This window comes from Allobosea sp. (assembly GCF_035999205.1).
Taxonomy (GTDB): Bacteria; Pseudomonadota; Alphaproteobacteria; order Rhizobiales; family Beijerinckiaceae; genus Allobosea.
In genome coordinates this window covers 1,233,021-1,255,953 of sequence record NZ_DASYHA010000025.1, presented here as the reverse complement: position 1 = coordinate 1,255,953, position 22,933 = coordinate 1,233,021, and the positions used below count along the sequence as shown (strand labels likewise).

The 22,933-nt window shown below is 66.8% G+C and carries 22 protein-coding genes; 11 read left to right on the top strand and 11 right to left on the bottom strand.

Translation table 11 applies throughout. From position 1 onward, the window contains the following. Positions 1-253 precede the first annotated feature (253 nt). From katG to VGN82_RS21280, 9 genes are all read left to right on the top strand, one after another. Positions 254-2,431, top strand: coding sequence for a catalase/peroxidase HPI (gene katG / locus VGN82_RS21320; protein WP_327529048.1), 2,178 nt, complete (start codon positions 254-256; stop codon positions 2,429-2,431). Positions 2,432-2,696: 265 nt separating this feature from the next. After that, entirely contained in the window at positions 2,697-3,347 is a 651-nt protein-coding gene (locus tag VGN82_RS21315) for a GntR family transcriptional regulator (RefSeq protein ID WP_327529047.1), read from the top strand. Next, positions 3,347-4,333, top strand: a complete 987-nt coding sequence (locus VGN82_RS21310; protein ID WP_327529046.1) for an alpha/beta hydrolase — start codon at positions 3,347-3,349, stop codon at positions 4,331-4,333. The genes VGN82_RS21315 and VGN82_RS21310 overlap by 1 nt, the downstream gene beginning before the upstream one ends. Further along, positions 4,306-5,526, top strand: a complete 1,221-nt coding sequence (locus VGN82_RS21305) for an ABC transporter substrate-binding protein (protein ID WP_327529045.1) — start codon at positions 4,306-4,308, stop codon at positions 5,524-5,526. The genes VGN82_RS21310 and VGN82_RS21305 overlap by 28 nt, the downstream gene beginning before the upstream one ends. A gap of 94 nt (positions 5,527-5,620) precedes the next feature. Then, positions 5,621-6,502 carry a carbohydrate ABC transporter permease gene (locus VGN82_RS21300; RefSeq protein WP_327529044.1) on the top strand — a complete coding sequence of 294 codons (882 nt, stop codon included), beginning with the start codon at positions 5,621-5,623 and terminating at the stop codon, positions 6,500-6,502. Continuing rightward, entirely contained in the window at positions 6,499-7,335 is an 837-nt protein-coding gene (locus tag VGN82_RS21295) for a carbohydrate ABC transporter permease (RefSeq protein WP_327529043.1), read from the top strand. Before VGN82_RS21300 ends, VGN82_RS21295 begins: the two co-directional genes overlap by 4 nt. Next, positions 7,332-8,219 (top strand): sugar phosphate isomerase/epimerase family protein, encoded by an 888-nt coding sequence (locus VGN82_RS21290; protein WP_327529042.1) that lies wholly within the window; start codon positions 7,332-7,334, stop codon positions 8,217-8,219. Before VGN82_RS21295 ends, VGN82_RS21290 begins: the two co-directional genes overlap by 4 nt. Then, positions 8,216-9,232 (top strand): Gfo/Idh/MocA family protein, encoded by a 1,017-nt coding sequence (locus tag VGN82_RS21285; RefSeq protein WP_327529041.1) that lies wholly within the window; start codon positions 8,216-8,218, stop codon positions 9,230-9,232. The genes VGN82_RS21290 and VGN82_RS21285 overlap by 4 nt, the downstream gene beginning before the upstream one ends. 97 nt (positions 9,233-9,329) lie before the next feature. Beyond that, positions 9,330-9,593, top strand: coding sequence for a hypothetical protein (locus VGN82_RS21280; protein ID WP_327529040.1), 264 nt, complete (start codon positions 9,330-9,332; stop codon positions 9,591-9,593). Here VGN82_RS21280 and VGN82_RS21275 read toward each other — a convergent pair. The 8 genes from VGN82_RS21275 to VGN82_RS21240 all read right to left on the bottom strand — a co-directional run bounded on the left by VGN82_RS21275 (position 9,568) and on the right by VGN82_RS21240 (position 15,759). Then, entirely contained in the window at positions 9,568-10,509 is a 942-nt protein-coding gene (locus VGN82_RS21275) for a DMT family transporter (protein WP_327529039.1), read from the bottom strand. The two genes, VGN82_RS21280 and VGN82_RS21275, sit on opposite strands and share 26 nt — an antisense overlap. Before the next feature lie 3 nt (positions 10,510-10,512). After that, positions 10,513-10,950: a VOC family protein gene (locus VGN82_RS21270; RefSeq protein WP_327529038.1), complete on the bottom strand. Its 438-nt coding sequence runs from the start codon at positions 10,948-10,950 to the stop codon at positions 10,513-10,515. Between the two features lie 44 nt (positions 10,951-10,994). After that, positions 10,995-11,633: a GntR family transcriptional regulator gene (locus VGN82_RS21265; RefSeq protein WP_327529037.1), complete on the bottom strand. Its 639-nt coding sequence runs from the start codon at positions 11,631-11,633 to the stop codon at positions 10,995-10,997. Next, complete coding sequence (locus tag VGN82_RS21260) at positions 11,630-12,460, bottom strand: amino acid ABC transporter ATP-binding protein (protein WP_327529036.1); 831 nt, start codon at positions 12,458-12,460, stop codon at positions 11,630-11,632. Before VGN82_RS21260 ends, VGN82_RS21265 begins: the two co-directional genes overlap by 4 nt. After that, complete coding sequence (locus VGN82_RS21255) at positions 12,457-13,308, bottom strand: amino acid ABC transporter permease (protein ID WP_327529035.1); 852 nt, start codon at positions 13,306-13,308, stop codon at positions 12,457-12,459. The genes VGN82_RS21260 and VGN82_RS21255 overlap by 4 nt, the downstream gene beginning before the upstream one ends. A gap of 23 nt (positions 13,309-13,331) precedes the next feature. Then, entirely contained in the window at positions 13,332-14,075 is a 744-nt protein-coding gene (locus VGN82_RS21250) for an ABC transporter substrate-binding protein (RefSeq protein ID WP_327529034.1), read from the bottom strand. Positions 14,076-14,232: 157 nt separating this feature from the next. Then, the gene (locus VGN82_RS21245; protein ID WP_327529033.1) at positions 14,233-14,733 is read right to left on the bottom strand and encodes a gamma-glutamylcyclotransferase family protein; all 501 of its coding nucleotides are present in this window, start codon (positions 14,731-14,733) and stop codon (positions 14,233-14,235) included. 156 nt (positions 14,734-14,889) lie between these two features. Further along, positions 14,890-15,759: a LysR substrate-binding domain-containing protein gene (locus tag VGN82_RS21240; RefSeq protein ID WP_327529197.1), complete on the bottom strand. Its 870-nt coding sequence runs from the start codon at positions 15,757-15,759 to the stop codon at positions 14,890-14,892. A gap of 199 nt (positions 15,760-15,958) precedes the next feature. Here VGN82_RS21240 and pbfA point away from each other — a divergent pair, with 199 nt between their 5' ends. Together pbfA and VGN82_RS21230 are read left to right on the top strand one after the other, a co-directional pair. After that, on the top strand, positions 15,959-17,320 hold the full coding sequence (gene pbfA, locus VGN82_RS21235) for a (R)-1-hydroxy-2-aminoethylphosphonate ammonia-lyase (protein WP_327529032.1): 1,362 nt from the start codon (positions 15,959-15,961) through the stop codon (positions 17,318-17,320). 37 nt (positions 17,321-17,357) lie between these two features. After that, positions 17,358-18,368, top strand: a complete 1,011-nt coding sequence (locus tag VGN82_RS21230) for a 2-hydroxyacid dehydrogenase (protein WP_327529031.1) — start codon at positions 17,358-17,360, stop codon at positions 18,366-18,368. Positions 18,369-18,379: 11 nt separating this feature from the next. Here the strand turns inward: VGN82_RS21230 and VGN82_RS21225 are convergent, their stop codons facing one another. Genes VGN82_RS21225 through VGN82_RS21215 form a run of 3 tightly spaced genes read right to left on the bottom strand, consistent with a single transcriptional unit; the run spans position 18,380 to position 22,872 of the window. Then, complete coding sequence (locus VGN82_RS21225) at positions 18,380-20,044, bottom strand: Na/Pi cotransporter family protein (protein WP_327529030.1); 1,665 nt, start codon at positions 20,042-20,044, stop codon at positions 18,380-18,382. A 21-nt stretch (positions 20,045-20,065) separates the two neighbouring features. Then, positions 20,066-21,781 (bottom strand): putative 2-aminoethylphosphonate ABC transporter permease subunit, encoded by a 1,716-nt coding sequence (locus tag VGN82_RS21220; RefSeq protein ID WP_327529029.1) that lies wholly within the window; start codon positions 21,779-21,781, stop codon positions 20,066-20,068. Beyond that, the gene (locus VGN82_RS21215) at positions 21,778-22,872 is read right to left on the bottom strand and encodes a putative 2-aminoethylphosphonate ABC transporter ATP-binding protein (RefSeq protein WP_327529028.1); all 1,095 of its coding nucleotides are present in this window, start codon (positions 22,870-22,872) and stop codon (positions 21,778-21,780) included. The genes VGN82_RS21220 and VGN82_RS21215 overlap by 4 nt, the downstream gene beginning before the upstream one ends. Positions 22,873-22,933 lie beyond the last annotated feature (61 nt).

Here is a 22,933-nt window from a genome sequence, read left to right as displayed (position 1 = left end):
CCGCTCTGCTAAGAGGCCTTCGGCTAGGACGAGGAGCAGCCGGTGGCACGACAGCATCGCATTTCGAAAGCTGGCGCTGCGCTGTCGCTGCGGGCCTCGGCGAGGTGCGGCGATTGGCCGGACGAGCGGGTGTTCCGCACTTCAGGAGCGCCGTCGTCCTGACGACCGTCCTGGCGGACAGACGGCGCCGGCGCATCGGTCCAGCCCCGCCGAGAGAGCCGTGCGGATTGCACAACCAAGATCGGAGAGAACCATGAACGCGAAGACTGAGGAGAGCGCGGGAAAATGCCCCGTCGCCCATGGCGGCGGCACCCGGCAGAACCGCGATTGGTGGCCGAGCCAGCTGCCCGTCGACCTCCTGAACCAGCATTCGTCCAAGTCCGATCCGCTGGGCCAGGCGTTCGACTACCGCGAGGAGTTCAAGAAGCTCGACTTCGAGGCGCTGAAAAACGACCTGCGCAAGCTGATGACTGAGTCGCAGGACTGGTGGCCGGCCGATTTCGGCCATTACGGTCCCCAGATGATCCGCATGGCCTGGCACTCCGCCGGCACCTACCGACTGGCCGACGGCCGTGGCGGCGGTGGCCGTGGCCAGCAGCGCTTCGCCCCGCTCAACAGCTGGCCGGACAATGTCAACATCGACAAGTCGCGCCGCCTGCTCTGGCCGATCAAGCAGAAATACGGCCAGCAGATCTCCTGGGCCGACCTGTTCATCCTCACCGGAAACGTCGCGCTGGAGACCATGGGCTTCCGCACCTTCGGCTTCGCCGCGGGCCGCGCGGATACCTGGGAGCCCGATCACGACGTGAACTGGGGCGCCGAGACCGCTTGGCTGACGCATCGTCCGCTCGACAAGTTCGACGCGCCGCTCAGCGCCACCGAAATGGGCCTGATCTACGTCAACCCGGAGGGCCCGGGCGCCAATGGCGACCCGCTCTCGGCCGCCCATTTCATCCGCGAGACCTTCGCCCGCATGGCGATGAACGATGAGGAGACGGTTGCGCTCATCGGCGGCGGCCACACCTTCGGCAAGACCCACGGCGCCGCCGCTGAGTCCTACAAGGGAGCTGACCCGGAGGCGGCCGAGCTCGAGGCGCAGGGCCTCGGCTGGGCCTCCAGCTACGGGACCGGCCACGGCAGCGACTCCATCGGCAGCGGCCTCGAAGTCACCTGGACGCAGACGCCGGCTCAGTGGAGCAACTTCTTCTTCGAGAACCTGTTCAAATACGAATGGGTCCAGACCCGCAGCCCCGCCGGTGCGATCCAGTGGGAGGCGAAGGACGCTGAGGCCGTCATTCCCGACGCCCATGATCTGTCGAAGAAGCACAAGCCGACGATGCTGACGACCGACCTGTCGCTGCGCTTCGATCCGGCCTACGAGAAGATCTCGCGCCGCTTCCTCGAAAATCCGCAGGCCTTCGCCGAGGCCTTCGCCCGCGCCTGGTTCAAGCTGACGCACCGCGACCTCGGGCCGCGCTCGCGTTATCTCGGCCCGGAAGTGCCGAAGGAGGAGCTGATCTGGCAGGACGTCGTGCCGGCGGTCGACCATCCGCTGGTCGGCAAGGCTGACATCGCTGCGCTGAAGGAGAAGATCCTGGCTTCGGGCCTGACTGTCTCCGAACTGGTCGGCACCGCCTGGGCCTCGGCCTCGACCTTCCGCGGTGGCGACAAGCGCGGCGGTGCCAACGGCGCGCGCGTTCGTCTCGCCCCTCAGAAGGATTGGGAGGCCAACCGGCCGGCCCAGCTCGCCAAGGTGATCGAGGTGCTGGACGGGATCCGCCGCCAGTTCAACAAGGAAGTCGACGGTGACCAGAAGGTTTCGCTCGCCGATCTCATCGTGCTGGCCGGTAATGTCGGTGTCGAACAGGCGGCGAAGGCTGCCGGCCACGACGTGGCGGTGCCGTTCACGCCGGGCCGCACCGACGCGAAGCAGGAGCAGACGGATGTTCACTCCTTCACGGTGATGGAGCCGGCGGCCGACGGCTTCCGCAACTACCAGAAGGCGGGAGCGAAGGTGGCGGCGGAGGTGGCGCTGGTCGACAAGGCCCAGCTCCTGACCCTGACCGCGCCGGAACTCACGGTGCTGGTGGGCGGCCTGCGTGCGATCAACATCAACGCTGATGGCGGCACGCACGGCATCCTCACCGACCGGCCGGGCGCGCTGACGAATGATTTCTTCGTCAACCTGCTCGACATGGGCACGCAGTGGAAGGCCGCCTCCGAGGCCAAGGACGTCTTCGAAGGCACCGATCGCAAGACCGGAGCCGTGAAGTGGACCGGCACTCGTGCCGACCTCGTCTTCGGCTCGAACTCGATCCTGCGCGCCCTGGCCGAGGTCTATGCCAGTTCGGATGCCAAGCAGAAGTTCGTGAAGGACTTCGTCGCGGCCTGGACCAAGGTGATGAATCTCGACCGCTTCGACGTCGCCTGATCAACGCGGAGATCTGCGACGGCCTCTCCTTGGCGGCCGTCGAAGTTTGGTCCCTTTCGGACTTACGCAATCTGGGATTGGCGCCGCACGCGCCGATCCCAATCCACCGATACGTTCGAACCGCGTCCCGCCTGGCCGGATGGCCCTGGGATAGCGCAGCTTGCGTGCCCGCGAGCACCCCTTTCAAGCCGTCGCGGCCGTTCGGGCCTGCCACCGATGATATCGTCGCTTGACTCTGTTGCTGTGATTATCATTATCGATATCGATGAATGTGCCCCTCCTCAGCCAGATCCGGAAACCGCGCGAAGTGGTCTACGAGTCGCTGAAGCGACAGATCATGATCAATGAGCTGCGTCCCGAAAGTGCACTGACCGAGCTCGGCATGGCGCGCGAGCATGGCTGCAGCCAGGGCACCATCCGCGAGGCTCTGTTCCGCTTGCAGGAGGACGGGCTCGTGACGCGCTCGGGCCACCGCGGCACCATGGTGACCCGGCTCGATCCCGAAGAGGCCGAGGAAATCCTCGCCCTGCGCCGCCGCATCGAGATCCGTGGCGCCCAGCGCGCCGTGCTCAACCTCGACTCGGCGGCAATCGAGCGCCTGCGGGCCATTCAGGCGGATATGGAGGATGTCGCGCAGCATGGCGACGAATATGCCCTCATCGAGCTCGACATGGCCTACCATCTCGCAATCTTCCGCTTGTCGGGGCTGGAGGCGCTCGAGCAGATCCTGACCCGCTGCACGCTGCATTCGCACCGTTCGAAGCTCTGGGCGCCGGGCCATCGCAGGCCGCTGCTCGAGACGGCGAGGCGTCACCGGATCCTGTTCGACCTACTGATCGCGCGTGACGGTGCCGGACTCGCCCAAGCGATCGCCGATCATATCGATACCATCGTCCTGCGCGACGGAGAGGCCTGATGCAGCCTTGGATCGACCCGCAGATGGAGACGATCCTGCAACGCATGAAGGCAGGGCCGGCGGTCGATTTCCGTGCCATGCCGATCGCCGAGGCGAGGGTGGCATCGGACACTGCGACATTGCCCTGGAGCGTCGGCGCACCCGCCATCGAGAGCCGCGAGCTGAGGATTCCGGGCCCGGGCCATGCCATGCGGGCGCGGCTCTACGTGCCGGACGGCGGCCAGCTCTCCCGGCTCATCCTCTATGTTCACGGCGGCGGCTGGACCTTCGGCTCGATCGACACCCATGACGGCACGATGCGAGGCCTTGCGGTCGAAGCCGGCTGCCCCGTTCTGGGCATCGATTACCGCCTCGCGCCGGAGCATCCTTTCCCGGCGCCGCTGGATGATGTCCTGGCCGCGATCGATTATGTCGAGCAGGGCGGGCTCGGAGAGCCGGTCCGGCCCGGAAACCTCGCAATTGCGGGCGATTCCGCCGGCGCCAATCTGGCGCTGGCCGCGCTGATCCGCCGCCGCGATCACGACCTGGCGCCATTGGCGGCAGCCGCACTCTTCTATGGCTGCTACGAGCCTGACTTCGGCACGGCCAGCCATGCCGCCTTCGGCGGCGGCGACTTTCTCCTGACCAGCGCGAACATGCGCTGGTACTGGAACAATTTTCTTGGGCAGGAAGCCGACAGCACGGCGAGCCTGGCGGCTCCCGTCCGATCCGATCTCTCCGGCTTGCCGCCACTCTATCTCTCCGCGGCAGGGCTCGACCCGCTGCGCGACGACACGATCCGGCTGGCACACCGCCTCGGCGAAGCCGGCGCGCGCTTCCGTTTCGATCATGTTCCCGGCGTCGTGCATGGCTGCCTGCGCATGTGGCGGGAACTCGATGCCGCGCGCGCCATGCTCGCGGCCGGCGGCACCTACATCGCTGACCAACTCAAAAACAAAAAAGCCGGAGGAAACCACCCATGGAACGCAGGACTTTCATCAAGTTAGCGGGCGCGACCGCGCTTGCCAGCCCGCTTGCCCGCCCCGCCATCGCCCAGGGCACGACCACCGTGCGCTGGTGGTATCATTTCGACAATCCGCAGCATTCGCCTGCCGAGCTCGTCGCCAAGTTCGAGGCGGCCAATCCCGGCATAAAGATCCAGGCCGAGAGCATTCCCTGGGGCGGCGGCAACGACTACCAGACCCGGCTTTTCGCCGCGATCGTCGCGGGCAATGCCCCCGACTGCGCCATGGTGCGGCTGTCCTGGGCGGCGCGCTTCCAACAGATGAAGGCGCTCGCCCCGCTCGACGACCTGATCGCCGGCTGGGCCGGGCGCAGCGACATCGCCGACAACATCTGGAAGATCAACAAGGGCGCCGACGGCAAGCAGTACTACCTGCCGCTGCAATATGTCGTGCTCTATCTCTATTATCGGCAGGATCTGTTCGAGCAGGCGGGCCTGAAGCCGCCGGCCACCTTCGAGGACTTCCGCAGCGCGGCCATGGCGCTGACCAAGGCCGACGTCTCCGGCTTCGGCCTGCGCGGCGGCGCCGGCGGCTTCGACCATTGGGGACCGTTCGTCCTCGGCGGCGGGGCGAACTTCGAGAAGGGCGGCATGGTCAGCGACAAGGCGCTCGCCGCCAATCGCTGGTTCGTCGATCTGACCATCAAGGACAAGGTGGTGCCGGCCTCGGCGCCGACCGACAGCTTCCGGCAGATCGTCGACAGCTTCAAGGCCGGGCGCACGGCCATGACCATCCACCATGTCGGCTCGGCCAACGAGATCGTCGGCGTGCTCGGCGACAAGGTCTCGGCGGTGCCGGTCCCGCGCGGCCCCGACGGCAAGGGCTGGACCTATTTCGGCGACGAGTCCAACGCGGTCTTCTCCGCGAGCAAGGCGCGCGAGGCGGCCTTCAAATGGTGCGCCTTCCTCTCCACGGCCGAGAACAATGTGGTGCTGAACAAGTTCACCGGCCAGCTGCCGATCGCGACCTCGGCGGCGAAGGACTGGACGCTGCATCCAAAGCGCTTCGTCGATGCCAGTGCCGCCTCGCTGCCCATCGCCGCTTCGCTGCCGGACTCGCCCAAGACGCCCGATTTCATTGCGCGCATCTGGCCGGCCAACATGCAGCGGGCGCTGCTAGGCCAGATCCAGCCCGATGAGATGATGCGCGCGATCGAGCAGCATTTCCATGGCTGACGGGACCGGGGGAGGCCGGAGCTCCGGCCTCCCCCTTTCGCCTTCGCTCCGACAGGTTCGTATCGTGGCTTCGCTCTCCTCGGCTGAACGACGCTTGCCGCCCCTTGGGCGTGGCGCAACGCCGTTCTGGTTCCTGCTGCCGGCCCTCCTGGTCACGGCGGGCGTCGTACTGGTGCCCGTCGCGCAGACGATCTGGCTCAGCCTGCAGGACTATCTGCTCTACGATCCCGATAATGCGCGCTTCGTCGGGCTCGGCAACTTCGCCAAGATCGCCCGCGACGAGGTCTTCTGGATCTCGCTCGGCCAGTCCTTCATCTGGATCGTCGGTGTCGTCGGCTTGCAGTTCCTGCTCGGCCTCGTCGCGGCACTCTTGCTCAACCAAAGCTTCTGGTGGCGCGGGCTGGCGCGTTCGCTGGTCATCATCCCCTGGGCGCTGCCGAGCGTCATCATCGGGCTGATGTGGACCTGGATGTATGACTTCAATCTCGGCGTCATCAACGACGTCGCAATGCGCTTTGGGCTCATCGCGGCGCCGATCGCCTGGCTGGCGCGTCCCGACACCGCGCTCTACGCGATCATGCTGGCGCTGGTCTGGCAGGGCTTCCCCTTCTTCGCCGTGACGATCCTGGCGGGACTGCAGACCGTTCCGGCCGAGCTCTACGAGGCGGCCGAGATCGACGGCGCCACGCCGCGCCAGCAACTGTTCCACGTCACCTTGCCCGCGATCGCGGACGTGATCGCGACGGCGCTGCTGCTGCGCACGATCTGGGTCGCGAATTCGCTCGACGTCATCCTGGTCATGACCGGGGGCGGGCCGGGCTACGCAACCCATACGCTGCCGCTCTACGCCTTCCTGCGAGCCTCGAGCAGCATGGAGTTCGGCTATGGCGCGGCCCTCGCCCTGATCCTGACCGCACTGCTGCTGGGCGTCGTCTTCCTCTATGTCCGGCGCGCCGCACGGGGGATCGAGGCATGATCGAACGCCGCTCCTATGCCAGACGTGTGCTCGAGGTCGAGCTTCCCGTCCTGCTCATCGTGCTGTTCGCGCTCGCGCCCTATGCCTGGATGATCCTGACCTCGCTCAAGCCGCAGGCCGAGCTCTCGGCCTGGCCGCTGAACTACTGGCCACGAGAGGCGACGCTGCAGCACTACAACGACCTGATCGCGCGCACGAACTTCGCCGGCAGCCTGGTCAACAGCCTGATCATCGCGAGCGGCGCCAGCCTGCTGGGCCTCGGCGTCAGCATTCCCGCGGCCTATGCCTTTTCGCGCTTCCGCTTCCGCGGGCGGCAGATGCTGCTGACGGGGTTCCTCGTCATCAACATGTTCCCGATCGTGCTGCTGATCATCCCGCTCTTCCTGATGATGCGGCGGCTCGGCCTGATCGACACTTTCCTCGGCGTCGTCCTGGGCCACTCGACCTTCGCGATCCCCTTCGCGATCTGGATGCTGACGAGCTACTTCAACGCGATCCCCAAGGATCTCGACGAGGCCGCGACGATCGACGGCGCCAGCCGTCTGCAGGCGATCCGCCTGATCATCCTGCCGCTGGTGATGCCGGGCGTCGCCACGGCCGGGATCTACATCTTCATCACCTCCTGGAACGAATATCTCTTCGCCATGATGCTCTCGGGGCAGGCTGTGCGCACCGTCACGGTCGCGCTGCAGCTCTTCATCGGCGAATTCACCATCCAGTGGGGCCTTCTCACGGCCGGCGGCACGCTGATCGCGCTGCCGGTCACCTTCCTCTTCCTTCTGGTGCAAAGGCGGCTCGTGGGCGGACTCACGGCCGGTGCGGTGAAGTCATGACTGTAAACGCCATCGGGGTGATCTCGATGTTCTATGCGCGGCCCTTCACGCGCGAGCATTTCGACTGCTTTCAGCGGATGAAGCGGGCGGGAGCGGACGTCGTCGAACTGCTGGTACCGGAGCCCGGGGAACTCGACCTCAAGGAGACGCGCGCCGCCATCGCTGACGCCGGCCTGGCCTGCGTGCTCGCCGCCCGCGTCAACCTCACCCGCGACCTCGCCAGCGGCGATGCGGACGCGCACAAGGCCGGCGTGGCCTATCTCGAATCCTGCGTCGATAGTGCCGCCGCGCTGGGCGCGACCGTCGTCGGCGGGCCGCTTTATGGTGCTCCTCTGGTCTTTGCCGGCCGCGCGCCAGCCCCGGTCGACGAGAGCGAGCGCAAGCGCCGCATCGACGCCATCGTCGCGGGCCTCGCCCAGGCCGGCCGGCGCGCCACCGATGCCGGCATCCTGTTCGGCGTCGAACCGCTCAATCGCTTCGAGACCGACATCTGCAACACCACCCGCCATGCGCTGGAGATCGTCGAGCGCGTCGACAGCCCGGCCGCCGGCGTGATGCTCGACACCTTCCACATGAACATGGAGGAGTTCGATCTCGCCGATGCGATCCGGCTGGCCGGCTCCAGGCTCGTGCATTTCCAGGCCAACGAGAACAATCGCGGCTTCGTCGGCTCCGGCCACATCGACTGGCCGGCGATTGCGCGGGCGCTGCGTGATGTTGCCTATCGCGGCCCGATTGTGCTCGAACCCTTCCGCCGCAATGACGAGCGGGCCGGCACGCCGCTCGCGCAATGGCGCGTGCCGACAGAGAACGAGGACGAGCCGCTGGCCGCCAGCATTGCCTTCCTCAAGACTGCGCTCGCCTTCGCCGGGAGGACGGCATGACGGGCTCTCGCACAGGCGCCCTGCGCATCGGCTGGATCGGCTGCGGCACCCATGCCAACGAGATGCTGCTGCCGCAGTTGACGCGGCATGATGTCGAGATTGTCGCGCTCTGCGACACAGACGAGGCGCGGTTGCATGCAACCGGCCGGCGCTATGGCGTCGCCGAGGCCGGCCGCCTGCGCGACTGGCGGGAGTTGCTCGCGCGCGATGATGTCGACGCGATCGGCCTCGCCGTCGGCCCCGGCCTGCATCACGAGATCGGGCTGACGGGGATCGCGCGCGGCCTGCCGCTCTTCATCGAGAAGCCGCCGGCGCCGACGGCGCGGCAAGCCGCAGAACTCGCAGAGGCGGCAGCGCGCCGCAAGGTGCCGGTCGTGCTCGGCTTCATGAAGCGCTACTCGACCGCGAACCGCATCGCCGCCAACGTCCTGCGGTCGGACGCATTCGGGGAGACGGCCAGTTTCCTCGGCGAGTACATGACCGCGCCGACCTATTTCACCAAGGACCCGGACTACAGCGGCTTCTACCTGCATCATTGCGTGCATTACTTCGATCTGGTGCCGCATCTGATGGGGGAGGTCGCGTCGGTCGGCGCGCGGCGGCACGAGCTGGCGCCCGGAAAGCTGCTGCTGCATGTCGATTTCCGCTTCGCCAATGGCGGCATCGGCACGCTCGTCATGGGCACGCACCAGTCACGCGGCACGCCGATGGAGTGGTGGCAGGTGATGGGCGATCACGCCCGCGTCGAGGTGCGCAACCTTCACGAGGTCCGCTACTTCCGCAATCCGCCCTTCAAGGTGTCCAAGCCGGATGCGAGTCTGATCGACGGCGAGGACACACTTGTCTGGGAGCCGAACTTCACTGCCGCAGCCAACGAGGACCACAAGGGCTACCATGCCCTGCTCGGCGATTTCGTTCGGGCCGCACGGGGCGAGGCGACAGCGGCGCCTGGCGCTGCCGCAGGTGCCAGGGCCATGGCGCTGCTCGAACAGGTCATCGCCGGTTCCGAATAGGCGCAGGTTCCTGTCGCCGTCGTGGCCTGCCGGTCGGTTCGACGCTTTCGGCACGGACGGTGCGAGGGTTGGGGCACGCCACGCTGCGGATAGGCTGATGAAGGTCGTGATTGCGGATACGCATTGCTATGCGGGCTGCCCGGTCACGCTGTCTGAGGACGGCGCCGCCGGCGCCCTCGTCGAGTTCAGCGACGGCGTGACGGTGCTCGGCGATCTCGATCTGCACGGCGACGAAGCCGTGCTGACGGTTCCCGCCTACGCGACGGCGCGCCGGAGCCGGATCGAAACCAAGACCTGGCGCCTTCGCCGCGACGAAGGGGACGCTTCCTGGCGGATCAAGGCGCGCGTGCAGGGCGCATGACCGGCCCCCCGTCATGCTGAGGCTGGGCCGCGCCGTCCGCCGGCAGGGCGCGGCCGGCAAACTGCGACCACAATCCAGCGCCCACGATCAGCACGACGCCGGCCAGGGTCGAAAGCCCTGGCTGCTCGCCAAGCATAAGCTGCCCCAGCGCCAGCGCCCAGACGAGATAGGTGTATGAGATTGGCGCAAGCCTCGCCACGGCGACAGTTTCGCCATGATAGGCCAGGGCGACCAGCGCATGCGCAGCTGCCCAGGACAGGCCGATTGCAGCCAGCCAGAATATCTCGACCCCATTCGGCAACCTGAATGTGAAGAGCAGGGCGATGCTGAGGGTCAGCAACCCCGTTCCTGTCGACCAGGCCAGTGTCGTCGCCACGTTATCCTGCCGGAGAGCGACGCGGGACCGAACGATCGCGATCGCCCAGCACAGCGCGGAGCAAAGCGGCAGCAGGGCTGCAAGGCCGAGCGCGTCGCCTCCCGGCTTCGCGACGATGGCGACGCCCGTCAGGCCGAGCAGCACGGCGCACCACTGAGCGGGGCGGACGGTCTCGCGCAGCCAGATCCCCGCCAGCAGCGTCACCAGCAAGGGCGAGACGAAATAGAGCGCGGTCGCATCGGCGAGCGCCAGATGCTGAAGCGCCAGGATCTGGAAAAGCGTCGTACCGACGATGCCCAGCCCGCGCAGGATCTGGTGCCGCCTCGCCTTCGGCCGTCCGACGCGAACGTCGAAAACGAGGCAAACGAGGACGAGGACCAGCGCGGAGACGGCGTAGCGCGCCCAGGCGATCTGGACCGCCGGAACCGCGCCGCCGAGCTGCTTGGCGGCGACGTCCGACAGGGCGAAGAGGATCATGGCGGCCAGGAGCAGGGCCGCCCGGCGGCCCGAGCCCTGCCGCTGACCATCGGGAGGCTGCATCGATCAGGCCGTTCTGATCTCGAGCACCGTGCCTGCTTCGGCGCGCGTGTCGAAATAGCAGAAACCGCCGCCATCGACCCGCTTGCCGCGAGCGACGATGCCGAGGCCTGCGGCGCGCCCGGCCTCTACCCCGGCGTCGATATCCGGCACCTCGAAGCCGAGATGATAGACGCCCTCGCCGTTTTCATCGAGAAAGCGGCGCTGCGGGCTGTCGAGATCTCCGGGCATGCACAGCTGCAGCTGCATGTTGTCGAGATCGGCGCAGCGATACTTCATCGCGGCGGACGCGGCCGGGTTCGGGACATCGAACTCCACATAAGGCCCCTTCTTCGGATAGTCGTAGAAGGGGCCGAAGCCGAGACCGGCATAATAGGCTTCGGCGCGCTCGAGATCCTTCACCAAGATGCAGATGTGGTGAAGCTTGCGGAACAGAGCTGACATGGTGACCTGCTGACGTGACGGAGGAGGGGCGGCTCCCGGCCGCTCTAGAGATGCAGCGCCGGTTCGACGATCGCCCGGGTGGTTTCGACATGCTCGCGCGCGGCCCGCTCGGCGGTGTCTTCGTCGCCTGCGGCGAGCGCGGCCAGAATGGCGGCGTGCTGTTCGTTGGAGTGCCGGATCTCGTGTTCGGCGAACAGCACCGGCACGCGCAGCATCCAGTACTGGAACTGCGTGCGCTCGTGGAACTGGGCCAGCAACGGGTTCGCCGCGGCATCGACGATGGCTTGATGGAAGAGGCCGTTCAGGCGGTTCAGCTCATGCCGCGTCAGGCTCTCCGCCGGCTGCATCTGTTCGATCAGGGCCGACAGCCTGGCAAGCTCCTCAGGGGTGACCCGGCGCGCCGCCAAGCGCGCGGTCGCGCCCTCAGCGGCCGCACGGCTTTCGAAGATGGCGCCGACCTGGGAGCGCACGACCTGACGAACGACCCAGCCCCGTTCACGCGTGAGATAGCCCTCGCCCTGCATCAACAGCAGCGCTTCGCGCACCGGCGTGCGTCCGGCCCCGAGCCGCTCGCAGAGTTCGTCTTCGACAAGCCGCTGCCCGGGCAGCAGCTCGCCGCCGAGGATCATGCTCCGCAGGCGGGTGCGCGCATCCGTCGACATGGCGTTTTCTGCCGGCTTCATGGGTGGGCGTCCTCTCGTGCAGGCGATTGCGCGTCGCGCTCCTGATGGGTCTCGTTGAGCAGGCGTGCAAGAAACTGGCGCGCCCGCTCGCTGCGCGGGCTGGTGAAGAACTCGCGCGGCGGCGCATCCTCGACGATCGCGCCTCCCTCCATGAAGATCACCCGGTCGGCGACGTCGCGGGCGATCGGCATGTCGTGGGTCGCGATCATCATCGTCTGGCCATCCTCGGCGAGCGCCCGGATCGTCGCGACCACCTCCTGGACGAGCTCTGGATCGAGGGCCGAGGTCGGCTCGTCGAGAAGCAGCACGCGCGGCTCCATCGCCAGCGCGCGGGCGATCGCGACGCGCTGCTGCTGCCCGCCCGAAAGCTGGGCCGGATAGGCGTCCTTGCGCGCCGTCAGCCCGACCTTGGCCAGCAGGGCCTCGGCGCGGCTCCTGGCTTCCACCCGCGAAATGCCGAGGACGATCCGCGGTCCGCTCATGACGTTTTCGAGCGCCGTCATGTGGCGGAACAGGTTGAAGTGCTGGAAGACCATGCCGATCTGCCGGCGTTGCGAGGATATCTGCGCATCCGTCAGCTCGTGCAGGGCGTTCGCCGTCTCGCGATAGCCGATCAGCTCGCCATGGACATAGATGCGCCCCGCGGAAATCGGTTCCAGGCAGTTGACGCAGCGCAGAAGCGTCGACTTTCCCGCCCCCGAGGGACCGAGCAACGCGACGACCTGGCCGCGCGGTACGTCCAGGCAGATGTCCTGGAAGGCGGCCACCGGCCCCCAATGCTTGCTGACGCCGACCAGGGAGACGGCCGGAAGGTTCTCCATCATCATCGCGGCGGGAACCTCTTCTCGAGCGCGGTCTGGACGGCGGTCGCCACTGCCGTCAGGGCGAGATACCAGATCGCCGCGACGGCGAGCAGCTCGACCACGCGGAAGTTCGACGAGTAGATGTCGGTGACCACGCGCAGCATTTCGGGATAGCCGATGGTCGAGGCCAGCGAGGTCGACTTCAGCAGCATGATGTACTGGTTGCCGCAGGCCGGCACGATGATCCGCCCCGCCTGCGGCGCGACGATCTGGGCGAAGACCTGACGCTTTGTCATGCCGAGTGCCGTCGCGGCCGCGCGCTGGCCGCTGTCGATGGCGGTGATACCGGAGCGCATGATCTCGCTCATATAGGCGCCCTCGGCCAGGGAAAGCCCGGCGAGCGCCGCCAGGAACGGCGTGACGACGACGGTCGTCGGCGTCTCGAACAGCGGCCCTGGCAGGAAGGGCAGCGAGATTGTGATGGTCGGGAACATGGTCGGCACGGCGTTGAACCAGAACACGAGCTGGATCAGCATCGGCGTGCCGCGGAACAGGTAGACATAGGTCGACGAGAGCGCGACGAGGATCGGGTTCCCGGAGAGCCGCATCAGGGCGGTGACGAGCCCGATGACGCTGGAGATCGCCAGCGCCAGGGTGCCCAGGACGAGCGCGTTGAACGCACCCGCCACGATGGCCGGGTGGAACAGGTAGGCGCCGATGACCTCAAGGTCGAGAATCCGCGAACGGACACCGCCCCAGATGATCGCGGCGACGGCGGCCACCGCCAGCCCGCCGAGGACCCAGCTGCCCCAGTGACGGCGCCTGATGATCGGCAGCGCCGTTGCGGAAGCGTAGGCAGGATCTGCGGACATGACAGTGGCCATTATCTCTCCCTTTATCGCTTGCTGGCGGGCAGGTTGATGGTGATCTTGTCGAGCAGGCCGCCCTCCAGGCCCCACTTCGTCATGATCGCCTTGTAGGTGCCGTCGGCCAGCATCTCGTCGAGGCCCGTCTTGACCGCGTCCCTGAGCTCCGTGGCCTTTTTGCCGAAGCCCCAGGAGGTGATGTAGGGCGTCATGATGTAGTTTCCGCCGACGATGCCGTAGCGACCCGGAAACTGGCTGCTGAGGTAGGCCAGCGCCGGAAGGTCACCGAGATAGGCGTCGACTCGGCGCAGATCGAGCTGCATGCGCGCGTCGGGGGCGGAAGGCAGCTGCTCGGCGCGGATCGGCTGTTTGCCCGCGGCGACGCAGGCCACCGAAGTCGCCTCGACCTTCTCCATGATCACCCGCGAGCCGAGCAACGTCGCCACCGACTTGCCGCAGAAGTCGTCGATCGACTTGTACTGCGCGGCGGTAGCCGCGAGCGCGAGCATCGCGCCACCGGAGCGCATGTAGTTGACGAAGTCGAGCGTCTTCTCGCGCTCTTCGGTATCGGAAATGCCGCCGGACGCGATGTCGAAGCGTCCGGCCTCGATGCCGGGGATGAGCGCCGCATACTCCGACTGGACATAGTCCAGCCGCAGCTTCAGGCGCTTGGCGACTTCGCGCAGGAGTTCGGCCGAGGCTCCCGTCACCGCTTGCGACCCGGCCTCCCGGAACTCGACTGGTGGAAAGGTCTGCTGGGACCCCACCGTCATGGCTCCCTTCGCCTTGACACTGGCTGGAACCAGGCTCTCCGCAGTCTGCGCCCCGGCACGGCCTGTGCCAAGGGCGACGAACGCGGAAAGCACAACCGCCGAAACCCCTGCAATCGCCTTCATCATCCCCTCCTTGTGATTGTCTTGATACGATCGTTCAGCGCGATTCCGCGCCCTTGCCGGGAATCGCGGACGGGTTCGGCCTGTCGGCCCGCGGGCAAGGCGCGGCCGCCTCGAAGGTCGCCAGGACCTTCTCGACATAGTCCTGCGGGAAGCCGAACTGCTTCAGGCCGGCCGGGATGTGCTCCCAGTAGAAGTTCGGCGGGCGCATCGCGACGCCGGGGCGGATCAGCCGGTAGGTCCAGCAATCGTACATCTTGCCGTCGTCGCCGTAGATGGTCGCGCAGCAGCGTTCGAAATCGTCATAGTCCTCCTCGAACCGCGTGGGATCGAGCTCGAAGACGACGCCGTAGCACTTGTTGCCCGCGGCCTCGGCTGTGTTCAGGAAATGGCACCAGCCGCGATCGGTCCGGTCGGCCGCCGCGTGGAAGCGCAGGGCATGGTTTGCCGCATAGCCCTTGGTGATCACCTTGGCTTCAGGCGCGTAGCGTTTGATTTCGACGTCGTTCAGCCAGGTGCAGTAGGCGAAATAGTACATTGAACAAGCTCCATCGCGACAAGGCGTTCGCAACGACAGCGTCTCGTCGTTGTCGTATATATTTTCGTATATCTTAGTGTCGACAACGTCAAGCGTTGCGCGGCAGGGAGAAGCCGATCGTTACAATATGCATTGCAAGCCTTTGAATTTGTTGGCTTAGTTCGCTGATCGGCCGCGCGCTACGTCGAGAAAGGCCTTGATCGCCTTGTTTTCCCGGCGCTCGCTCAGGCAGATCAGGGCCTCTTCCATCAGGAGCGGCGCGCCCTCTATGGCGATGCGCGCCAAGCCGCGATCTCCTCCCAGTTCGGCGGCCGAGACGAAGCCGATGCCCGCGCCCGACGCGACGATGTCGAGCGCCGCCTCGCGCCCTTCGACTTCGATTGCGTAGCGCAGTTTGACGCCGGTCTCGGCCGCGCGCTGCTCGAGCAGACGGCGCGTCCGCGAACCGGCTTCCCGCATCACGAGCGGCGAGTCGGCAAGCTCGGCCAGCGATAGCGACCGACGTGTTGCCATCGGATGATCCGCCGCGGCCACTGCGATGATCGGCGCCGCGTTCAGCGGAATGAACTCGAAATCGCGGTGCGGAGCCAAGTCACCGAGCACGCCGATATCGGCCTCGTAACTCCGCAACTGCGCCACGATCGTCTCGGTGTTGCCGGTACTCACCGTCAACTGAACGCCCGGATAGCTCTCGCGGAATGCGCCCAGAACATCCAGGACGTGATGGACGGAATCGGCCGCGAGCCGCAGGTTGCCGAGCCGCAAGCGGCGCGACTCGGAGAGCAGCTCCCGCGCCTGATCCTCGGCATCGAACAGGCGGTGCGTGATCGCGAGCAGCCTTTCGCCCATTGCGGTCAGAGCGATCTGCCGGTGCTGCCGGCTGAACAGCAGCACATCATACTCCTCCTCAAGTTTCCGAACCTGATCGGAGATCGCCGGCTGCGTCAGGCGCAGCTCGCTCGCGGCGCGCGAAAAGCCGCCGGACATCGCGACCTGGTGGAAGGCCCGGAGCTGGACGTAGCGCATGCTGGACTCCGACATACCGGGCGCCTGGGGGAGGCGCCGTCGGACCAACGATACAACTTATGGATCAATCGAAAATAACGATTTTTCAGATGGAGCGTTCGCGGCGATGATCCCGGCATCGAAAGCAGTCGCGAAGTGATCCGCCTCCCGCCGGGGTATCAGCGGGCGGACGGTCGGAATTCGCCACGGGAGTCACAGCATGTCAGCTCGTTCCGCCAAGATCGTGCATACCGAGGGCGAGTCGAACACCTCGGCAGCGCGGGGCGCCTGGTCGGCGCGGCTCGACGACGCCGCCACGCGCAGCCTGTTGGCGCGGGATGCCGATGCCTTCCTGCATCAGAGTCTGTCCAGCCCCTGCGTGACCGCGATCGCGAAGGCCGAAGGCATCTGGATCGAGGACACGGCGGGGCGCCGCTACATGGATTTCCATGGCAACAGCGTCCACCATATCGGCTATGGCCACCCCCGCCTGAAGGAGGCGATCAAGCGACAGCTCGACGATCTCTGCTTTGCGCCGCGCCGTTTCACCTGCGAGCCGGCGGTCGAACTGGCCGAGACGCTCGGCCGTCTCGCTCCCGGCGATCTCGGCAAGGTGCTCTTCACGACCGGCGGCTCGGATGCGGTCGAGGTAGCGCTGCGGCTGGCCCGTGCCGCGACCGGCCGCTTCAAGACGCTGTCCTTCTGGGATGCTTTCCATGGCGCGGGCTTCGGCGCGTCGAGCGTCGGCGGCGAGGCGACCTTCCGCTCCGGCATCGCAGGTCCGCTTCTGCCCGGGGCCGAGCATGTCGCCCCCTGGGCGGGCCACCATTGCGCCTATGGCCACAACAGTCTCGAGGATTCGGCGCGCGCCTGCGCCAGCATGATCTCCTATGTGCTGGCGCGGGAGGGCGATTTCGCCGCTGTCGTCGCCGAGCCGATGCGGGCGACGCCGAACCCGCCGGCACCTGGCTTCTGGAAGCAGGTTCGCGAGGCTTGTGACCGTCACGGCACCCTGCTGATCTTCGACGAGATCCCGACCGGGCTCGGCAAGACCGGCCGCTTCTTCACCTGTGAGCATGACGAGGTGACGCCAGACATCCTCGTCGTCGGCAAGGCGCTTGGCGGCGGCATCCTGCCGATCGCTGCCGCGATCGCCCGGCGCGACCTGGATGTCGCCGGCGACTACGCGATCGGTCACTACACCCATGAGAAGAACCCGGTGACGACGCGCGCGGCGCTGACCACGATTGCGATCATCCGCGAGGAGGGTCTGCCGGAACGGGCGGCGGAGCTCGGCGGCGCCGCGATGGAGCGCCTGCGCTCCTTTGGCGAGAGCTCGCGTCATGTCGGCGACGTGCGTGGGCGCGGCCTGATGTTCGGTGTCGAAATCGTGGCCGACAAGGCCGATATGGCGCCCGACAACGCGTTGGCCGAGCGCGTCTATTATCGCTGTCTCGAAGTAGGGCTGAGCTTCAAGATCAGCCAGGGCAACGTGCTGACGCTGTCGCCGCCGCTGGTCATCGCGCAGGCGGATCTCGACCGTGCGCTCGACATCGTCGAGACGGCCATCGCCGCCGGCTGAGCCGCAGCCGCCCTCCCAGCGACCGAAAGAGACCGACATGAAAGCCGTACGCACGGATCGAGAACTCGAATGCCCTGAGATCGATGCCGGCTTGAGGGCCCGCGGTGTCGAGCTCGTGACATTGCCTGACGGCATTCACGAGGCCGAGCTGATCGAGGCGGTCGCGGACGCCGATCTGCTGCTGATGTGCTACACGCCCATCACGGCCCGTGTCATCGCCGCAGCGCCGAAGCTGAAGGGCATTGTCAAATACGGCGTCGGCATCGATGCGATCGATATTCCGGCGGCCAGCGCTCGCGGTATCCCGGTCGTCAACGTACCCGAATACGCCGAGGAGACGGTCGCCGAGGGCGCTTTCGCGCTGATGATCGCGCTCGCCAAGCGCATGCCCGAGATCGGCCGGGCCATGGCGACCGATGGCTGGGCCTGGCCGGAGCAGCGTTGGCTCGGCCGCGACATCGCAGGCGCCACGGTCGGGCTCGTCGGGGCCGGCAAGATCGGCCGCAGCATGGCGCGCATGGCGGGGCAGGGGTTTCGTGCCCGCGTCCTGGGATACGACCCGCATGTCGATCGGGAAACGCTTGCGGCGTCCGGCATCGAGAAGGTGGACGATCTGCATGTGATGTTGCGCGAATGCGATTTCGTCTCGCTCCACTGCGTGCTCAACGCGGCAACGCGGGGGCTGATCGGCGGGGCTGAGCTGGCTTGCCTCAAGCCATCGGCGATCCTCGTCAATGTCTCGCGCGGCGCTCTGATCGACGAGGCGGCACTCGTCGAGGCCGTGCTCGCCGACCGCATCGGCGGTGTCGGGCTCGACGTCTATTCGGTCGAGCCGCTGGCGAAGGCCGGCCACATGCTCAGCCCGCTCTTCGGCCGCGACAACGTCATCCTCTTCCCCCATCTGACTTTCTTCACGGTCGAGGCGATGCGGCGCCTGTCGGACGATACCTTGGCGCGTTGCTTCGAGATTCTCGAAGGCCGTCCCGTCGAGATCAGGTCGCGGGATCCGAGGCTGCGCGCCCAATCCAGGAGCGTCGTCTTCGCCTGAGGCGCCATCGCCTATTCGGCCGCCTGGAGAAGACGGCTGCCCTGCAGTAGGCCGCGGCGCTCCAGCAGCCCGTGGACGGTCGCGGCGATATGGGCGTCGATGCGCTTCAGGTCACGCGTGATGTCGAGCTGCAGCGCGCTGACGGCGAGCGCCTCCGCCTTGCCCGTTCGCATCTGTGTCAGGTGGCGGTCGACCGCCTCGCGTTCGAGGTCGCGGAAGGTCTCCTTCTCGCGAATGAGCCGTCGCGCCATCGCCTCGTCCTGCGAGATGAAGACATTGACCGCGAGGCGCAGATGGTCGCGCAGCCGGCCATGCATCTCGGCAATCCGGTCGATGTTGTCGGCCGGCAGTCGGCGCTGGTCGCGAATGCGCTTGCTCGCCATCTGCATCAGGTTCTTCTCGATGATGTCGCCGACATGTTCGAGATTGATCGCCAGCGATAGCAGGGCGGCGAGACGCTCCTCCTCGACATCGCTGAGGGCCTCGAGGCGAATGGCGCCGACATAAAGCTGGATCTGATTGTAGAGACTGTCGAGCACGTCATCGGTGCGGCTGATGTGGAGGGCCTTGCCAGGGTCGTCGCTGGCGAAGGCTTCCTGCGACACGCTCAGCATTTCCTCGACGACATCGGCCATCCGGAGAACCTCGCGCGTCGCGTTCGACAGCGCGATCCCGGGCGTCGTGAGCGCGGAGGGATCCAGATAGCGTGAGCGCGCCGGATCGCTTTCCGGAGAGGCGTCGGGAAAGCCGCGGGTGAGGAGCCTGGCGATCGCGGGCAATGGCAGCAGGAAGGCGAGCGCCATCGCCAAGTTGAATCCGAGATGGGCGAAGGCGGCGGCCTGGAGCGGCGACAGCGCGAGTGTCCCGAATGCCGCAACGAGAAGCGGCAGCAGCGCAAGGCCGATCATGCAGCCGATGAGACGGTTCGCGAGATTGCCCATCGGGACGCGCCGCGCCGCGGGCCCACCCTTCAGCGACTGCAGGAGCGGGTTTATCGCCGTTCCGAGATTGCAACCGAGCACCATGGCCAGCGTCGTCTCGAGCCCGATCACGCCGGCGCCGCCCAGGCTCATCACGACCAGGATGCCCGCCACCGACGAGTGCGCGGCCCAGCTCAGCGCCGCCGCCAGCAACAACGCGACGACCGGGTCGCGCGCGAGCGCCCCGAGGACGATCCTGAGCGTCTGGGAATCCTCGACCGGCTGCATCGTGGTCTGCATCAGCCGCAGCGTCAGCAGCATCAGGCCGAGCCCGAAAAGCGCGCGGGCGCATTCCCGCGAGGCGACACCGCCGAGCCTGCGAAGGCCGACATAGCCCGCGAGCAGAAGCAGTGGCACCGCGATACTCGTGTCGAAGCTGACGAACTGGACGATCAGCGTCGTACCGACATTGGCGCCGAGCATCATGGCCAGGGCCGGAGTCAGCGCGATCAGTCCGGATTCCGCGAAGGAGGCGATCATCATCGCCGTCGCGGTGCTCGACTGTAGACCCGCCGTGACCAGGACGCCGGCGGCGAAGGCCCGCCAGCGGCTGTCGAGGCTCTCCGTTAGAAGCGAACGCAGCCGGCTGCCGAAGGCGGCGGAGACGCCGGCCGTGACCATCTGGACGCTCCAGAGCAGCAGCGCGACCTCGCCCGCGAGTGCCAGCAGCGTTTGCGTCGGCGTCTGTCCGGGCATGACCTCGGTCTTCCCGCGGGCCTAGCGCTGCCGCCAGCGCTGGAGCCGGCCGAAGACGAGCCGGTCCAGCCCGACATGAGCGAGCTTCACCGCAATGGCCGTCAGCATGATCACCGTTGCCATGCCGGCGGCCGAGGCGATCGCACCGGCCTCGTCCATATGGACGATGGCGATCGAGGCGAGCTTGGTCTCGGCGCCATAGAGGAAGATCACCGCCGAAACGGTGGTGAGCGCATTGACGAAGACATAGACGCCGATGTCGAGGATGGCCGGCAGGCAGATCGGCGCGGTCACGCGCCGGAAGGTCGACCAGAACGGCACCTTGAGCGAAGCCGACACTGCCTCGAATTCACCGTCGATCTGCTTGAGGCTGGTCAGCGCGGTGATGTGCCCCACCGTGTAGAAATGCGCGATCGTGTTGATCACGAGCAGCGCCAGCGTGCCATAGAGAAAGCCCAGTGGGTTCCAGCTGGCGTTGAAGAAGAAGACGTAGCCAAGGCCGAGCACGAGGCCGGGCACAGCCATCGGGAGCATCGCCAGGAACTGCGCAAAGGCGCGCATCCGCGGATAGAGCTTCAGCTTCTCGATGAGATAGGCGCCGGAGAAGATCAGCGCCGTGCCGATGATCGCGGTCAGCGAGGCGAGCCGCAGCGAGTTGCGATAGGACTCCCAGCCCGCCGGATCGAAGGCGGCGAAGTCGTAGTTGTTGAGCGTAAGCCCCAGATTGTACGGCCAATAGGTGACGAAGGAGCCCCACACGGCGATGCCATAGGGGCCAACGATCGCCAGCGTCGTCGCAACGACGAAGGCGAGCAGGGCCGTGTCGCGGCGCGGCTCCGGCTTCGGGGCATAGGGCACCGCCCTGGCGGACAGCATGGCGCTCTGGCGCCGCTTCACCAGCCGGTCGACGAAGAAGGCGAGGATGGCCGGGACGAGCAGGATGATGCCGACCACGGCACCCATCGGAAAGTTCTGCTGTCCGACGACCTGGCGATAGGCGTCGGTCGCCAGCACGCTGAACTGCCCGCCGATCACCTTGGGGATGCCGAAATCGGTGATCACCAGCGTGAAGACGACGAAGGTGGCGCTGATCAGTCCGTAGCGGGCGCCTGGCAGCGTGATCGTGCGGAACATGCGCCAGCGCGTCGTCCCCATCGCTTCGGCGGCCTCGCGCAGCCGGCCGTCCGAGAGCGCCAGCGCCGTGACGAGGATCAGGACGGCATGCGGAAAGCTGTAGAGAGCCTCGGCCGCAATGATGCCGATCGGGCCATAGAGGGAAGCGCCCATCATCCAGGATTTGAGCAGCCCCTGGTTGCCGAAGACATAGATGAGCGCGAGGCCCGAGAGCAGGGACGGTGCGAAGACGGGCACCATCGCCGCCGCATAGAACAGCCCCTTTGCGGGTATGCAGCTGCGGCGCAGCGCATAGGCATAGAGAAATGCGACCGGGATCACGATCACCGTGGTCGTGCCGGCGACGAAGAGGCTGTTGCCGAGCGAGGAGATCAGCGTCGGCGTCGACACATAGGCGACGAAGTTGGCCAGGCCGACGAAACGTCCGCTCGCATCCTCGAGACTCTTCGACAGCAGCGCCCAGAGCGGCAGTGCGATGATCAGCACGAGAACGGCGCAGAGCGCGAAGATCAGCGCGGCGGCGACATGCCGCTCGTTGAGGCGGACCGCGCCCATCTTCAGATTCACGGGAGCCATGGCGATGGGCTGCGCTGTGTCGGTCATCGACCCGCCCCGGCAAAGACGTGGAGCGACTCCGGCGGAAAGGCGATCGCGCGCACCTGGCCTGGCTGGATGCCGAGGTCACGCATGGCGTTCGCCGAGAAATCTGCCGCGATCCGAGTATTGCGCGACCGTGTCGGCTCGAGATGGGCCCGGCAGAACGAGCCCAGGAACGCCAGGTCGCCGATCGTCGCCTCGAAGCTGTTGGCGGTTTCGCTCGAAACGCCGCGGGTGCGGACCTCCTCCGGCCGCATCGCGAGCCGGACCGCGGTTCCGGTGGGGAAGGGGGCCGCATTGGCGACGAGCAGATCGAGCTCGTCGACCCGCACGCGGCCCGGCCCGGTGACGACTGCATCCAGGAAGGTCATATGACCGACGAAATCCGCGACGAAGGGTGTCGCGGGGCGGCGATAGATCTCTTCGGGAGAGCCGACCTGCTCGACCGCGCCGCCGTTCATCACGACGATGCGATCGGCCATGGCGAGCGCCTCCTCCTGATCATGTGTGACCATGATCGTGGTGACGCCAAGCCTCTGTTGCAGGGAGCGCATCTCGTCGCGCAGCCGCAGGCGCACCTTGGCGTCGAGCGCCGATAGAGGCTCGTCGAGCAGCAGGAGTTCCGGCGAGGTCGCCAGCGCCCGCGCCAGCGCGACGCGTTGCTGCTGGCCGCCCGAAAGCTGGACGGGAAATTTCTTGGCCTGGTCGGAGAGACTGACGAGCGCCAGCAACTCATCCACCCGCCGGGCGATGTCGCGTGCGGGGATCCGCCGGTTGACGAGGCCGTAGCCGACATTGTCGGCGACGGTGAGGTTGGGGAACAGGGCATAGGACTGGAAGACGATGCCGAAATCTCGCTCGGAGGGCGGCGCGCGCGAGACATCGCGGCCGCCCATCTCGATCCTGCCGCTATCCTGTTGGTCGAGCCCCGCGATCGCCCTCAGCAGCGTGGTCTTGCCGCAGCCGGAGGGCCCGAGAAAGCAGACGAACTCGCCCCGCTGAATGTCGAGATCGATGTCGCGCAGGGCGACGAAGCTGCCGAAGCTCTTCGCGAGGCTGCGGATCGAAAGAAACGGGGCGGGCGTATACGACGTCATGGCGGCGGACCTTCTCGATGGTGGCGCGGGTCGCGGGCGCTCAACCGGACGGCCCTGCTTC